The sequence below is a fragment of the Saccharopolyspora pogona genome, assembly GCF_014697215.1.
In the GTDB taxonomy this organism is placed as follows: Bacteria; Actinomycetota; Actinomycetes; order Mycobacteriales; family Pseudonocardiaceae; genus Saccharopolyspora; species Saccharopolyspora hattusasensis.
This window is the reverse complement of the sequence record NZ_CP031142.1, coordinates 3,444,453-3,460,692: the sequence shown is the minus strand read 5'-3', so window position 1 is coordinate 3,460,692 and position 16,240 is coordinate 3,444,453. Positions and strand designations below refer to the sequence as shown.

4 protein-coding genes are annotated in these 16,240 nt (G+C 68.1%); all 4 read left to right on the top strand.

Features of this window, described 5'->3' with window-relative positions; translation table 11 throughout:
* A complete protein-coding gene (locus tag DL519_RS15790; RefSeq protein ID WP_190815896.1) occupies window positions 1–1,917 on the top strand; it encodes a KedN5 family methylcobalamin-dependent radical SAM C-methyltransferase in 1,917 nt (638 codons plus the stop codon).
* A gap of 27 nt (window positions 1,918–1,944) precedes the next feature.
* Entirely contained in the window at window positions 1,945–2,250 is a 306-nt protein-coding gene (locus DL519_RS15785) for a hypothetical protein (RefSeq protein WP_190824621.1), read from the top strand.
* A gap of 110 nt (window positions 2,251–2,360) precedes the next feature.
* Window positions 2,361–3,542, top strand: a complete 1,182-nt coding sequence (locus DL519_RS15780; protein WP_190824003.1) for an RNA-guided endonuclease InsQ/TnpB family protein — start codon at window positions 2,361–2,363, stop codon at window positions 3,540–3,542.
* Window positions 3,543–4,360: 818 nt separating this feature from the next.
* Window positions 4,361–16,228 (top strand): type I polyketide synthase, encoded by an 11,868-nt coding sequence (locus DL519_RS15775; protein ID WP_190815894.1) that lies wholly within the window; start codon window positions 4,361–4,363, stop codon window positions 16,226–16,228.
* The last annotated feature ends 12 nt before the right edge of the window (window positions 16,229–16,240 follow it).

The window sequence follows — 16,240 nt, the reverse complement described above, 5'->3', positions numbered from 1 at the left end:
ATGACGAAGACGATCAAGGTCGCGCTGGTTCAACAGGGCGTCTGGCACATGGCCAAGGAATCGATGCCGCTGGCGGCGGGCTACCTCGCGGCGGTGACCCGCGAGCAGCTCGGCGAACACTGCGATGTGCGGATCTTCAACGCATCAGGTTCGATGACCGCGCTGGAGATGGCGGTGGACATCCTGCGGGACGGGGTGCCCGATGTGATCGGGTTCTCCGTGCTCGGCTGGAACGTTCGCCAGTTCGAGTCGGTTGCCGAGACGGTCAAGCAGGCCAACCCGGAGGCCGTCGTGGTCTTCGGCGGCAATCACGTGGCCAACCAGGCTGAACGGGTGCTGCCGCGCAACGTCGACGTGGACGTGGTGGTCAACGGCGAGGGCGAGATCACCTTCGTCGAGCTGCTGCGGGCGGTGGTGGAGGGTATCTCCTACGAGAAGGTCCGCGGCATCTCCTACCGCGGTGAAGACGGCACGATCGTCACCACCGAGGAGCAGCCGCGGCTCGACGACCTGGACGTGATCCCTTCTCCGATCCTCACCGGCGTCATGCCGCTGGTCGACGAGCACGGTGACTTCCGCTACGACGTCGCGCTGATGGAGACCAACCGCGGCTGCCCCTACCACTGCTCGTTCTGCTTCTGGGGCGGCGCGGTGGGCCAGAAGGTCCGCGCGTTCTCGCGCGAACGGCTGCGCGCAGAGCTGGAGGTGCTGGCCAAGGTCAAAGCGCACACGGTCGTGCTCTGCGACGCGAACTTCGGGATGCTGCGCCAGGATGCCGATTTCATCGAGGACTTCATCGAGATCCGCGAACAGCACGGCTATCCACGGGCACTGGAGACCTCCTGGGCGAAGAACAAGTCCAAGGTGTTCCGCGACATCGTGCACCGGATGCGCGAGGTGGGACTGGGCAGCTCGTTCACCCTCGCCTTGCAGACCCTGAACGATTCCACGCTGGATCTGATGAACCGGCACAACATGAAGATCAACCAGTGGAGAGAGCTGGCGGAGTGGTTGGCCGCCGAGGGACTGGACTGCTACGCCGAGCTGATCTGGGGCGTTCCCGGAGAAACCCCGGAGACCTTCCTGAAGGGCTACGACGAGCTCGCCAAGCACGTCTCCCGCATCGCCGCCTACCCGCTGCTGCTCTTGCCGAACACCGACTTCACCGACCAGCGGGAGCTGCACGGCTTCATCACCGTGCGCGGACAGCGGGACGACTTCGAGTACGTGCTCTCGGCCCGCGGCATCTCGCTGGAGGAGAACATGCGGATGCAGCGCTTCCTGTTCTGGGCACGGCTGCTGGCCGAAAACCTGGTACTGCGCGAGATCTGGCCGGTGTTCCGCGCCGTGCTCGGCTGGACCCAATCCACCTGCATCCTCTCGCTGGCGGACTTCATCGAGGCACAGCAAAGCCACCCGGGCGCGACGCTGCTGCGCGAGGCGGCCGAAAGCTCCACCGCCGACCCGGACTCGCTGGCCCCGGCGCTGGAATACTGCTTCTCCACCGAAGAATTCGCCGAACTCGTCCAACAGTGGTGGACCACCACCGTCGAACCCGCGGCCCCCGTGCGGTGGCGCTGGGCACTGCACGAAGTGATCCGGTACGACCTGGACACCCGCCCACTGCCGGAGCCAGCGCGTCGCGGCATGGCCGACGCCGAGCTGATCAAAATCGATGGCGAAGACCACTGGTCAGCCAAACGCACCTACCGCCTGGACATCCCCGCAATCACACGTTCGGCCCGGGAACACGACGAGGTGCCCGAACCGGCCCCCGACGACCACCACGTCCGCCTGCTGTACAAACACGGCTTCGCCGAACTCGTCCGCTCCACTAACCACGAGGAGACAGCGCACTTCGTCGCGCGCTCGACTCGCTCACCCGAACCAGCCTTCGAGGCTGAAACGTCAAGCTAGTGCTAGCTAGTGGCACCGGCGGTCGACTTGACCGTGGTCGGCCTGCTCGTCGCGACTCGTCATCTGGCTGAGGCTCACGCGAGCGAGGCGGTGCTGCGCCCGGCGCGGCGGCTGTTGCTCGCGGCGAGCGTTGCGACCTTGGCGCTGAATGTGACTGATTCGTTGTTGTCGGGGCGTTGGGGGAGAGCGGCGTTCGACGCGGTCGGTCCGTTGTCATTGATCGGGTGGTCCGAGGTTGGGCCTGCCCTTCTGCGCGAGCTGGCCGTCGCCGTGGGGTCGGGGCGAGCCCGAGACGATCGCTGGGAACTCGACGACGACGGTGCGACGGTCTGACAAGGCGAGGGGGAACGGGCTCGAGCTGGCGTCGTGGAGCTCGGCGGGCTCGATGGTGCGTTGCTGGAGCGAGCGCGGGTGGAGGATCGGCTGAGCGTCATCAGCGGCCGATCTGGCAAGCGGCCCAGCTGGGCCGGACGTTCGGGTGCGTTCGCCTCGTGTGGAACAAGACCCTCGTCGAACGCCACCGCTCCTACCACGCAACCGGCACAAAGACCTCCTACAAGGAGACCGACGCCGCGCTGACCGCGTGGAAGAAGACCGAAGAACTGGCGTTTCTGTCCGAGGTGTCGTCGGTGCCGTTGCAGCAGACGTTGCGGCACCAGCACACCGCCTACGCGAACTTCTTCGCTGGACGTGCTCGCTACCCGCGCTTCAAGTCGCGTAACGGACGTCAGTCGGCGCATTACACGCGCAGCGCGTTTAGCCTGCGCGATGGAAAGCTGAAGCTGGCCAAGCACAACACGCCGCTTGAGTATGTGTGGTCCTGGGGTGCAGAGGTTCTTCAGTCTCTGAATCCGATTATGGTGATCGTTTCCGGCGAGGCTGACGGCCGCTGGTACGTGACCTTCGCCGTGGACACCGACGAGCCCGAACACGCCCCGGTCACCGGCCGCACGGTCGGCGTTGACCTGGGTGTGAAGGACTTCGCTGTCCTGTCTACCGGGGAGAAGATCCCCAACGCCGGCCACTTGGACCGTAAGGCCCGCAACCTTGCCCGCTATCAACGTCAGATGGCCCGCATGCAGCGCGGTTCAGCGAACCGCCGCAAGGCTCAAGCCAAGGTTGCCCGGGCGCACCGCAAGGTGCGGCACGCGCGGCAGGACTTCCTGCACCGCACCTCAACGGACCTGGTTCGTAACAATGACCTGGTCGCGGTCGAAGACCTCGCGGTGAAGAACATGGTCCGCAACCGAAAACTGGCCAAGGCGATCTCCGATTGCGGGTGGAGCGAGTTCCGGCGCCAGCTCGAATACAAAGCCGAGCGAGCGGGAAAGATCGTCGTTGTCGTTGACCGCTGGTACCCGAGCTCAAAGACCTGCTCGAACTGCGGGCACCTGCTGAAGAACCTGAAACTGTCGGTGCGGCACTGGACGTGCCCCGACTGCGGCACTCGGCACGACCGGGACCACAACGCCGCGAAGAACATCCTTGCCGCTGGTCGAGCGGTAGCCGGGTGGAAATCCGGCGATGCCTGTGGAGCTGGTGTAAGCCGGGGCGAGCTTGCTCGCGCGCAGTCGGCTATGAAGCAGGAAACCCAACCTGTGAAGGTTGGATTCCCCCGCCTTTAGGCGTGGGGAGGAAGTCAAGAACCCGGCGGTTACGACGCAGTGGGCCTAGGGATGTCGCGGCGTGTGGTTCAGGAAACGTATCCGCATCGGCGGATCGCTGGGGCAGCACGGTCGCTGACCTGCGGTAGCGTAGAGCTCACCGACGCAACTGCTGGAGAGGCGTCTATTACCTCGCGCCCCTGCGGCTCGGCGTGCGCGACGATCACTTGGTTGCCGCCCGGCAGAGTCTCGTAAGTCGAGTTATGGGAGCACGGAACAGTACTTGTACGTTCGGGCAACCTTGAGCATCCAAAGGGTACACGTCACCAGTGTCCTTTTAGGTAGGTCACCCCCCACTGTTACGGTGAGACATGACGGTAATTGGATCGCCAACAAAGGTTCGACTGCGGTTGAACCTTTGGCCGCCGTTCCTTTTTCTGGCATTCGGGGTGTCCGATATAGCGGAAGGATTGAGTAAAGTCAAAGTTGTCCATCGGGTTGGAAGGTTCAACAGGAATGCGAACGGGTCCGCTTTCGGTGGCGCTCTATTCGTTATGGTGGATCCATTCTTTCCGCTGATGCCGATGTATCATCTCGGCCGCGGGTACAGGGTGTGAAGTAGGGCGGCGACCGTCGACTTTGTCGCTCCAGGACGGGGAAACTGTGGTCCATGCTGACTCTTGAATCGGCTGAGGTGGAGCGCATTCGCGTGCCGCTTGCAGTGTCTATGTCAAGCGTGGGAAATAAGGAATTTTAGTCGCTAGTCCGGCAATAATTATGCAACCACGCCGACCGGGGGATTTGCCACTCGGAGGCGGTTGAAAGGTGGTGACATTCTGGTGTGGCGCGATTCGCTGTTGTGGGGGTTATCTGCGGTCGACACTGGTCGTCTGCGGACAGCGGCCGGTGCGCTGCGGGACCGGCTACGCGCGCGACCGGAGTGGTTGCCTGCGGACATCGGCTGGTCGCTCGCCCAGCGTCAGGTCCTGAGCACGCGCGCCGCGCTCACCGCGGATACCCGCGCCGGGTTCGTCGAAGCACTGTCGGCGCTCGCCGAAGGACGCGGGTCTGTCGGACTGACTGAGGGAGGCCCGCTCGACGGTGATACGCCACGTCGAGTCGTCTTTGTGTTCCCCGGTCAGGGGCCACAGTGGCGTGGTATGGCAGTCGGATTGATGGCGTCCTCGCCAGTCTTCCGCGCGCGGATGTCGGAGTGCGTCGAGGCGTTCGCGCCGTTCCTCGACTGGTCACTGTCCGATGTGGTCAACGATATTCCCGGCGCGGCTTCGCTGGACCGCACGGATGTCGTGCAGCCCGTGCTGTTCTCCGTAATGGTTTCGCTGGCGGCGATGTGGCGTTCGTACGGGATCGAGCCGTCCGCGGTGCTCGGGCACAGCCTGGGTGAGATCGCCGCCGGCGTCGTGGCCGACGCGTTGTCGCTTGAGGACGGTGCGCGGATCACCGCGCTTTGGAGCCGGTTGCAGGCGACGTTGTCCGGGCAGGGCGCGATGATATCCATGCGGGCCCCGGTAGATGTCGTACGGTCGCGGTTGCTCCCAGGGCTGGAGATCGCCGCGGTTAACGGCCCACGGGCGGTGATCGTCTCCGGTGATGCCGACGTCGCCACGCGGCTGCTCGGCGAGCTCGCCGAGCAGAGCATCGAAGCGAGGACGATCGGGGTGGACCTCGCCGCGCACTCCGCGCACATCGAGCGGATCACCGCTGAGCTACGTACGGCCTTGGCCCCGGTGCGACCCCAACCGCCCAGGGTGACCTTCTACTCGTCGATGACCGCCGGAGCGCTGCCCGAAGATGTGCTGCTGGACGCCGACTACTGGTGTCGCAACCTGCGCAACACGGTTTGGTTCGAACCGGCGGTCCGGGCCGCTCTCGCCGACGGCAACGAGATATTCCTTGAGGTCAGCCCGCATCCAGTGCTCACCGCGGCGATGGAGGAGACCGTTGAGTCCGCCGGTGCACACGCTGCCGTCCGTGCTTCGGTCCGGCGCGGTCACGCAGATCTGGACAAGGTCGTGCGGACGCTGGGGGAACTGTTTGTAGACGGCGCCCGGATCGACTGGGAGGCCGTGTACGCGGGTCACGATCCGCATCTCGTGGATCTTCCGGAAGCCGCTACCGACGTTGCGGCGCCCGTGGAGTGCACTCTGCGCGCACGGCTCTCCGGGCTCTCCGAACTGGATCAGCGGGCCTTGCTCACCACGGTCGTCTGCCAGGAGATCGGGGCACTGCTGGGCTCGGCGGAGGCTGTGGACCCGCAGATGCGGTTCCGTGACTTGGGCTTCGACTCGGTGACCGCGATCGAGGTTCGCACTCGGATCGCCGCGGTCGCGGGAACAGGCTTGCCCGCGACCATGGTGTTCGACTACCCGACTCCGGCCGCGGTGGCCGAACTGCTCCGGGTCACGCTGACCGGTGTCACGCCACGGGACGGACTGCCAGAAGCGGAAGATCCTCCGGTGGTTTCCACCTCGGATGCCGACCCAGTGGTGATCGTCGGCATGGGCTGTCGTTACCCGGGCGGCGCTGGCACCCCGGATGAGCTGTGGCGACTGGCGCGCGATGGCGTGGATGCCGTGTCGGCGTTCCCGGACAATCGGGGCTGGGACCTCGCCGCCACCTACGACGACGGGGCCCGCCCGGCTGGCACGTTCTACCAGCGGGAAGCCGGGTTGCTGACCGACGCGGATCGCTTCGACGCGGGGTTCTTCGGCATCAGCCCGCGCGAGGCCGCCGCGATGGACCCGCAGCAACGGTTGCTGCTGGAGACCTCCTGGGAGGCGTTCGAGCAGGCCGGGATCGCGCCCATCTCACTGCGTGGCAGCCGGACCGGAGTGTTCGTCGGCGCGATGACTATGGACTACGGGCCCCGGATGGACCAGGGGACGGAGGTCGAGGGCTACGTTTTCACCGGCAACACCGGCAGCGTCCTGTCCGGCCGGATGTCGTACTTGTACGGATTCGAGGGCCCGGCGGTCACCGTGGACACGGCGTGCTCGTCGTCCCTGGTCGCATTGCACCTTGCCGCGCAGGCGGTCGGACGTGGTGAATGCGGCCTCGCGGTCGCGGCCGGAGTCACGGTCATGGCGGGTACGGGCATGTTTGTGGAGTTCTCCCGGCAGGGCGGGCTCGCACCGGACGGCAGGTGCCGGGCGTTCTCCGACGATGCGCGCGGTTTCGGCCTGGCCGAGGGCGTCGGCGTGGTGCTGGTGGAACGGTTGTCGGACGCTCGCCGGAACGGCCACCGTGTACTGGCGGTACTGAAGGGCTCGGCGATCAATCAGGATGGCGCCTCCAACGGGATGACCGCGCCGAGCGGCCTGGCCCAGCAGCGGGTGATCCGGGCGGCTTTGGCTGACGCCGGGCTTCGGCCGTCCGAGGTGGACGCGGTCGAGGCCCACGGCACGGGGACTCGGCTGGGTGACCCGATCGAGGCTCAGGCGTTGCTGGCCGCATACGGGCAGGAGCGCGAGCGGCCGCTGTTGCTGGGCTCCTTGAAGTCGAACATCGGGCACGCCCAGGCGGCCGCGGGAGTCGGCGGTGTCATCAAGATCATTCAGGCGATGCGGCACGGCGTGCTGCCGAAGACACTGCACGTCACCCAGCCGACGTCCCATGTGGACTGGTCGGCCGGGTCGGTCGAGCTGCTGACCGAGGCGGCCGAGTGGCCGGAGACTGGTCGGCCGCGCCGGGCGGGGGTGTCGTCGTTCGGCGTGAGCGGGACGAACGCACACGTCGTGCTCGAACAGGTCCCAACGGCCGAACACCCGGAGCCCGAGCCCGATGCCGTCGCGGTTTCGCCCGGCCCGATGCCGCTGGTGCTCTCGGCGCGTGACCGGGGGGCGCTGCGAGGTCAGGCCGCGCGGATGAGGGAATTCCTCCGGTCGTGTCCCGCGCTGGCGGACGTGACCTATTCGTCCGTTACCCACCGGTCGGCGATGGAGCATCGAGCTGTCGTATTCGGTGAAGACGTCGAGCGGATGATCGCCGGGTTGGGTGCGCTGGCCGAGGGAACCCCTGCCGGTAACGTCGTGGAAGGCGTCGGTCATCGTGGTGGCACGGTCTTCGTGTTCCCCGGCCAGGGTTCTCAATGGACGGGGATGGCGCTGGAGCTCATCGGTTCTTCGCCGGTGTTCGCCGCGCGGATGACCGAGTGCGCACAGGCACTGGCCGAGTTCACCGATTGGGATCTCGTCGAAGTGCTCGGGAACGACGATGCTCTGGGGCGGGTGGACTTCGTCCAGCCCGCGTTGTTCGCTGTCATGGTGTCGCTGGCTGCCTTGTGGCGGTCTTACGGTGTCGAGCCCGCGGCTGTGATCGGCCACTCGCAGGGGGAGATCGCGGCGGCCTGCGTCGCCGGGGCGCTGAGCCTGCGCGACGCGGCCCGCGTCGCGGTGTTGCGGAGCCGGACGATACGGGACTCGCTGGCCGGTCATGGCGGGATGGTTTCGGTTCCGCTTCCGGTCGAGGAGGTCCGCGCCGGCCTGGCCGGCTGGAACGGCCGTATCTCCGTCGCCGCGATCAACGGCCCGCGATCCACGGTGGTGGCCGGAGATAAGGACGCACTGGAGGAACTGCTGGTCCGGTGGGACCGGGCGAAGCGGATCCCCGTGGACTATGCCTCACACTCGGCGCAGGTCGAGGCGGTACAGGACGAACTGCTGGACCTGCTCGCTCCGATCACGGCGCGTGCGGCGGACATACCGTTCTTCTCGACGGTGACTGGCGAGTTCGTGGACGGGACCGCACTGGACGCCCAGTACTGGTACGAGAACCTGCGGCAGCTGGTCCGGTTCGACGAAGCGGTCAGAGCGCTCGACGGGCACGTCTTCATCGAATGCGGTCCGCACCCCGTGCTGGTGCCTGCGCTGGACACAACCGCGCTGGGATCGCTGCGCCGTGGCGAGGGCGGGATCGATCGGTTCACCGTCGCGCTCGCCGAGGCATACGTGCACGGTGTTGCCGTCGACTGGCAGTCGATCGCGCGCGGGCAGCGGATCGATCTGCCGACCTACGCCTTTCAACGGAAGCGGTACTGGCTGGAGGGTGGTGTCCGGGCCGCCGCCGCCGAGGACTTCGGCCTGGTCGCTCCGGAACATCCCCTGCTCGGGGCCGAATTGGCGTTGCCAGAGTCCGGCGGGGTGGTGTTCACGTCCAGGATTTCCCTGACGGCTCAGCCCTGGCTGGCCGACCACGCCGTGCACGACGTGGTCCTGTTCCCGGGGACCGCCTTTGTGGAACTCGCGCTCCGCGCCGGTGAACGCCTCGGCTGCGACCTTGTCGAGGAACTGGTCCTGGTGGCACCGCTGCCGCTGCCGTCCGGCGGCAGCGGGGTCCGCTTCCAAGTCACGGTAGCGGCCGGAGACGAAGCCGGTCGCCGCCGGTTCGCGGTCCACTCGCTTGCCGAGCACGCTCCGGACGATGCTCGCTGGATCTCGCACGCCACCGGCATCCTCGCTTCGGGCGCACCGCCCGTCACGCCGCTTCTCGAGTGGCCGCCCGCCGCGACCGAAATTGACCTGAGCGACGCCTACGAGACGCTGCGCGACAAGGGATATCAGTACGGACCGGGTTTTCGTGGCCTGCGCCGGGCCTGGCGGCGTGGTCAGGAGATTTTCGCCGAGGTCGCGCTGCCGGGGAACGCCGACGGTTTTGGGCTGCACCCGGCGCTGCTCGATGCGGCACTGCACGCCCTTGTACTCGACTCGGACGGGCTGCCGTTCGAGTGGCGCGACGTGGCACTGCACAGCACCGGCGCGTCAAGTCTCCGGGTGAGGCTCTCTCCCACAGGAATCCAGGCCGCTGATGACGCCGGAAACCCGGTCCTCACCGCGGGGCCGTTGACCCTGCGACCGATTCCGGCTCAGCACCTCGCCCGGGACGCGGGCACGTTGCTCGCCGTCGAGCCGGTCGAGGTCGCACGCCCCACCCGTGTCGATTCCACCGGCGTGACGATCATCGTGGCGCCCACCGTTGAGCGGGTTCTCGCGGAGGTGCAGAACCGCCAGGACGAGCGTTTGGTCGTGGTCACCCACAACGCCAGGACGAACCTGGAGCAGGCCGAGATCAGGGGGCTGATCAGATCGGCCATTTCCGAACAGCCCGGCCGGTTCGTCCTCGTCGACACCGATTCGCCGGAGACCGTTTCGCCCGACGAGGTCCTGACCATCGGCGAACCCGAATTGTGGATCCACGACGGCCGGTTTACCGCACCGCGGCTACAAGCCGTGGAACCCGCGGTGACCACACCGTGGACGGCCGAGGACTGCGTCTTGATCACCGGGGGAACAGGCACGATCGGGGGCGCGGTCGCGCGCCACCTGGCCCGGCACGGCGTCCGGCTGGTCCTGCTGAGTCGAGGCGGACCGCGATCGGCCGGGGCCGGGAAACTCCAGGCGGAACTGGGCGCGGAGATCGTCGCGTGCGATGTGACCGACCGCGCGGCACTGGCCGCGGTCATCGACCGGTACCCCATCACCGCCATCGTGCATGCCGCGGGAGCGCTGGACGACGGTGTCATCGAGTCGTTGACGCCCGAACGGCTGGCCACCGTCCGCGCGCCGAAGGCCACCGCCGCGCTCCACCTGCACGAACTCACCCGGCACAAGGACCTCAAGGCCTTCGTGATGTTCTCGTCGGTAGCCGGTGTCCTCGGCACGCCCGGCCAGGGCAACTACGCGGCGGCCAACAGCGCGCTGGACGCACTCGCCGAGATCCGGCGGGCGGAAGGACTCCCCGCGACGTCGATCGCCTGGGGGCTGTGGGCCGAGGCGAGCACCATGACGGGCGATCTGACCGGTTCCGATCGAGCTCGGCTGGCCAGGTTCGGCGTGGGCGGCATGTCCGTGACCGAGGCGCTGGCGCTGTTCGACGCCAGCCTGACCGCACCGGCGACGGTAACGGCGGTCCGACTCGACCTCGCGGCACTCCGGACCCACGACTCCATACCGGCGATGCTGCGTGGAATGGTCCGCCCGCGGGCTTTCCGCGCCGCCCAGGAGCGGGACACGTCGCCCCGGCAGATCGCCGCGCTCCCCGCGGTCGAACGGCGTGAGGCCGTGCTTCGCCTGGTGAGCGAGCAGGTCGCGAGCGTTCTGGGACACGACTCCGGGGAAGCGATTGACACCGGCCGGGCGTTCAAAGAGATGGGGTTCGACTCGCTGACCGCAGTCGAACTGCGCAACAGCCTCAATGCGCGGTTCCAGGTCCGGTTGCCCGCGACACTGGTATTCGACTACCCCACTCCCGCCGCCGTCGCCGAGTACCTGGTGGCGGGCGCCCGGACCGAGCCGGCCACCGTGGCAGCCGGGACTGCCTCGGCCGCAGAACCGATCGCAATCGTCGGGATGGGCTGCCGCTACCCCGGCGGAGTCTGGTCACCCGAGGAGTTGTGGCGGCTGGTCGAGACCGGCACCGACGCGATCGGCGAGTTCCCGGTGGACCGCAGCTGGGACCTGGCCAACCTGTTCGACCCCGATCCAGCACGGGCCGGTCGCAGCTACGTCCGTGAAGGCGGCTTTCTGCCGGACGCCGGACTGTTCGACGCGACGTTCTTCGGGATCTCACCGCGTGAAGCTGTCGCGATGGACCCGCAGCACCGGCTGTTGCTGGAGACCTCGTGGGAGGCCTTCGAGCGGGCCGGAATCGACCCCGATTCGTTGCGGGGCAGCCAAACCGGCGTGTTTACCGGCGTGATGGCCGGTGGCTACGGTGCCCAGCAGCTGAACGCGCCGTCGGGCTCGTGCGAGGTCGAGGGCTACCTCGCCAGCGGGACCGCCGCCTCCGTGGCGTCCGGTCGTGTCGCCTACGCGCTGGGGCTGGAAGGCCCGGCACTGACCGTGGACACGGCGTGTTCGTCGTCACTGGTCGCGCTGCACCTCGCAGTGCAGTCGCTGCGACGCGGCGAGTGCGAGACGGCCCTCGCCGGTGGCGTGACCGTGATGTCTTCTCCGTCGTTGTTCGTGGAGTTCAGCCGACAGCGCGGATTGTCGCCGGACGGCCGGTGCCGGTCGTTCGCGGCCGCTGCCGACGGCACGGGCTGGTCGGAGGGTGTGGGCGTCCTCGTGCTGGAGCGGCTGTCGGACGCTCGCCGGAAAGGACACCGGGTGCTGGCTGTGGTCCGGGGGACCGCAGTCAACTCCGACGGTGCTTCCAATGGCCTGACCTCGCCCAACGGCCCCGCGCAGCAGCGCGTGATCCGGGCCGCGCTCACCGATGCCGGTCTGTCGGCCGCCGATGTAGACGCGGTCGAGGCGCATGGCACGGGAACACGCCTCGGCGATCCTCTCGAAGCACAAGCGGTGCTGGCCACCTACGGGCAAGATCGGGAGTGTCCGCTGTGGCTGGGCTCTTTGAAGTCGAACATCGGGCACGCACAGGCCGCAGCCGGTGTCGGCGGGATTATCAAGATGGTGGAGGCGATGCGGCACGGCGCATTGCCTAAGACGCTGCACGTCGACGAACCGACGCCACAGGTGGACTGGACTGCCGGTGCCGTTGAGTTGCTGACCGAGCGGGTGCCGTGGCCGTCGTCCGGGAGGCCCCGGCGCGCGGGCGTGTCCTCGTTCGGGGTCAGCGGGACCAACGCGCACGTGATCATCGAAGAAGGCGAGTCTGTGCCCCCGGCCGGGGATCGGGTCGTGCCCTCGGTCGTGCCATGGGTCGTGTCGGCTCGGACCGCCTCGGCGCTGCCCGCGCAGATCGAGAGGCTGACGACGTTCGCCGCGGAATCCGGCCTGGCCACAGCGGACATCGGGTACTCGTTGGCCACGACACGTGCTCGGCTGCCGCACCGTGCGGTCATCGTCGGAGACGAGGTGATCACCGGTGACGGTGGCACGCCGCGCCGGGTCGCGCTCGTCTTCCCCGGCCAGGGTTCGCAGTGGGCTGGAATGGCCGTCGAGCTCGCGGGGACGTCCACGGTCTTCGCGGACCGGCTGGCCGAGTGCGCGCGAGCACTGGAGAAGTACGTCGACTGGGATCTATTCGAGGTGCTGGGTGACGCCGACGCCTTGCTGCGGGTCGACGTGGTTCAGCCCGCGCTGTTCGCGGTGATGGTGTCGCTGGCGGCCCTGTGGCGGTCCTACGGCGTCGAGCCTTCGGCCGTCGTCGGTCACTCGCAGGGCGAGATCGCGGCCGCGTGTGTCGCGGGTGCGCTGAGCCTTGAGGACGCCGCCTCGGTCGTCGCCTTGCGCAGCCAGGCGATTCGCCGCCTGCTGGCCGGGCGCGGCGGGATGGTGGCGATGTCGCGGCCGGTCGAGGACGTCAGGGCCTTGATCGAGCCGTGGCACGGCCGGATCGACATCGCCGCGGTCAACGGTCCGGTGTCCACTGTGGTCTCCGGCGAACTGTCGGCGCTGCGGGAACTCGTCGCCGCCACCGAGTCCCGCACCATTCCGGTGGACTACGCATCGCACTCCGTCGGGGTCGAAGCCCTCGAATCCGAACTGGCCGATCTGCTGGCACACATCACGCCGCGCTCCTCGGAAATCCCATTCTATTCGGCGGTCACCGGGGACCGCGTGGACACCGTGGAGCTGGACGCCGGTTACTGGTACCGGAACCTGCGTGAAACCGTCCGGTTCGACCTGGCCATCCAGCGGCTGCTCGAGGACGGGATCGGAGCGTTCATCGAGTCGAGTACGCATCCCGTGCTGACCGTCGGTACCTCCGACACGATCGAACAGCTCGAAAAGGACGCGGTCGTGCTGGGGTCGGTTCGCCGCGACGACGGGGGGCTGAACCGGTTCCTCACCTCCGTCGCCGAGGCCTGCGTACACGGCGTACCCGTCGACTGGACTCCCGCTTTCGGGGCCGATGCCCGAGCGGTGGACCTGCCCACCTACGCTTTCCAGCGCTCGCACTTCTGGTTGCGCCAGACCCGGTTCGCCGACGCGGGCGGTGATCCCACCGGCTTCGGGCAGGAAGCCTGCGTGCATCCTCTGGTCACGGCGGTCGTCGACCTCCCGGACGGGGGAGTTTGCTTCACCGGCCGGATCGGCCTCGAACTTCAGCCGTGGCTCTCCGACCACGCAGTGGCCGGCGCTGCGCGGGTACCCGCGACGGTGTACCTCGACCTCGCACTGCACGCCGCCGCGCGGTTCGGCGCCGCGCACGTAGCAGAACTGGCGTTGCACGCTCCGCTGGGGCCACACGAGAACGTGACGTATGGAGTCCGGGTGCTCGCCGGCCCGATCGGCGACGACGGTCGTCGATCCCTGACCGTACACACGCGTCCCGAACCCACCGGCCCTCGGAATATCGCCACCGGCGCCCGGAACACTGCCGAATGGACCTTGCACGCTTCCGGTTTCGTGGGTCCTGGCGGCCTGTCCGCACCGGAGCCGCCACCGGTGTGGCCCCCAGCCGGGGCACGCGCCGTGCCATTGGCGGAGGCCTACCAACACTTGAGCCGACTCGGATATCACTACGGACCGGCGCTCCAGGGCGTCCGTCGGCTGTGGAGGGAAGGCCGGGATCTCTACGCGGAGCTCGCGCTGCCTGATGACGTCGATGCGGGCGGCTACGGTATCCATCCCGCGATGCTCGACGCGGCCCTGCACCCGCTGCTCATCGCGGTGGACGCCGAGCGGCACGACCAGCCGGTCAGGCTTCCGTCCGCCTGGTACAGGGCCCAGGTGTACGCCGGAGCGGTCGGCAGCGCACGGGTCCATCTCACGGTTACCGCCGAAGACCGCGTCCGCGCCACCTTCGTCGGAGCCGACGACACGGTGCTCGCCACGATCGAGTCGGTGACGTTGCGTACTGGCGAACTCGCCGCACCTACCGCGCAGGACTCCCTCCATGTACTCGGCTGGGCGCCTGCGGCACCGCCCGCCAGTGCTATTGACCGCGGCCCCACCATGGTGCTCGCGACGGTGGGCGGCACCGGCGTGGACTCGCCGCGGTCCTGGATCGACGGCGCGGCGCACTATCCGGACCTGACGGCGTTACGTCGTGCGCTCGCCGCCGGTGTTCCGGCACCGGATGTGGTGCTGACGACCGTGCCCGTACCGCCGGGTGGACGCCCGGGATCGGACGACGACGTCGTGTCGGGCGTGCATACCGGCACGCATCGGATGCTGGCGCTTGTCCAGGAGTTTCTGGCCGACGACCGGCTCGCTGAAGTGCGCCTGTCGCTGGTCATCCCCAACGCGGTCACGACCGGCCTCGTCGATCGGGCGCCCGCGCTGTCGGCTGCGGCCGGGTGGGGTCTGGTGGGCTCGGCCCAGTCGGAGAATCCCGGCCGGATACAGCTGATCGACTTCGACGGGACCACCGCGAGCCGGTCGGCGTTGCGCATCGCCTGCGAGTCCGCTGAGCCTCAGCTTGCTCTTCGCGACGGTGTTGTCCACCTGCCGCGGCTGCGGCGTGCGGCGGGCGTCGGCAACGCCGCGCCTCTCGTGTTCACCGACCACGGCACGGTGCTGATCACCGGCGGTACTGGCACACTCGGTGCGATCACAGCGCGCCACCTCGTGACGCGGTACGGAGTACGGCACCTCGTCCTGACCAGCCGCCGCGGGGCCGAAGCGCCGGGAGCCGCGCAGCTGACCGCCGAACTCGCCGCGCTGGGCTGTCAAGCCGCTGTCGTGGCCTGCGACGCCGCGGACCCGGCGGCGCTGGCCGCCGTGCTGGACGGGATTCCCGAGTGTCGCCCGTTGGTCGCGGTGGTACACGCCGCGGGAGTCCTCGACGACGCTGTGATCGGCAACCTCACCCCGGGCCGGGTCGACGCGGTGCTGCGTCCCAAGGTGGACGCCGCCTGGAATCTGCACCGTCTTACCCGGCATCTCGAGCTGGCGGCCTTCATCCTCTACTCTTCCGCCGCTGGTGTGCTCGGCAACGCGGGACAGGCGGGTTATGCCGCCGCCAATGCCGTACTGGACGCGCTGGCCGCACACCGACGGGCCGAGGGACTGCCCGCCGTCTCGATGGCATGGGGCCACTGGGCCGAAACGAGCGGGATGACCGGCCATCTGACCACTGTGGACCTGGCACGCATGCACCACACGACCGGCTTGACGGCACTGCCGACCGAAGAGGCACTCGGTCTCTTCGACGCGGCGTTGCGCGGCTCGGCCCACACCGTCATACCCATCCGGCTCGACCGGCAAGTGTTACTTACGCAAGCCCTCGGCGGCACGATCCCGCCGCTGCTCAGCGGGCTCGTCGCCGTCGCGCGTTCGCACCCGTCCGCCGCGCCCGTCGAGACTGAGGCCGACTCCCTCGGTCGGCGGCTCGCGGCGCTGGGCCCAGCTGGGCAGCAGCGCGAGCTTCTCCGGCTGGTCCGGGCCCACGTCGCCGTCGCGCTGGGCCATGCGAGCCTGGACGCGATCAAACCGGATGCCACGTTCCTCAGTCTTGGCTGTGACTCGCTCGCCGCCATGGACCTGCGGAACCGGCTCTCCGCGGCGACCGGACTGCGGCTGGCGGCGACCACGGTCTACAGCTACCCGACGCCGCTCGCGGTCGCCGGATATCTCCGCGCGAACCTCGCGCCAGGCGAGCCGCCACCAGATGCCGACGCGACCGTCACCGACCCGGAACCGGCTATCGGCCAGCGATCCGGCGACATCGCCGCTCGGCTCAACGCGGCCACGAACGAAGAGCTTTTCCGGCTCATCGACCAAGGCATCGACGGGTGCACCTTATCGCCGAATTCCGTGTCCAGTGAGGGTTCCAAATGAACGAGAACGACA

Coding starts and splice junctions, on each gene's coding strand:
- DL519_RS15790 (WP_190815896.1), top strand. CDS start 1: ATGACGAAGACGATCAAGGTCGCGCTGGTTCAACAGGGCGTCTGGCAC.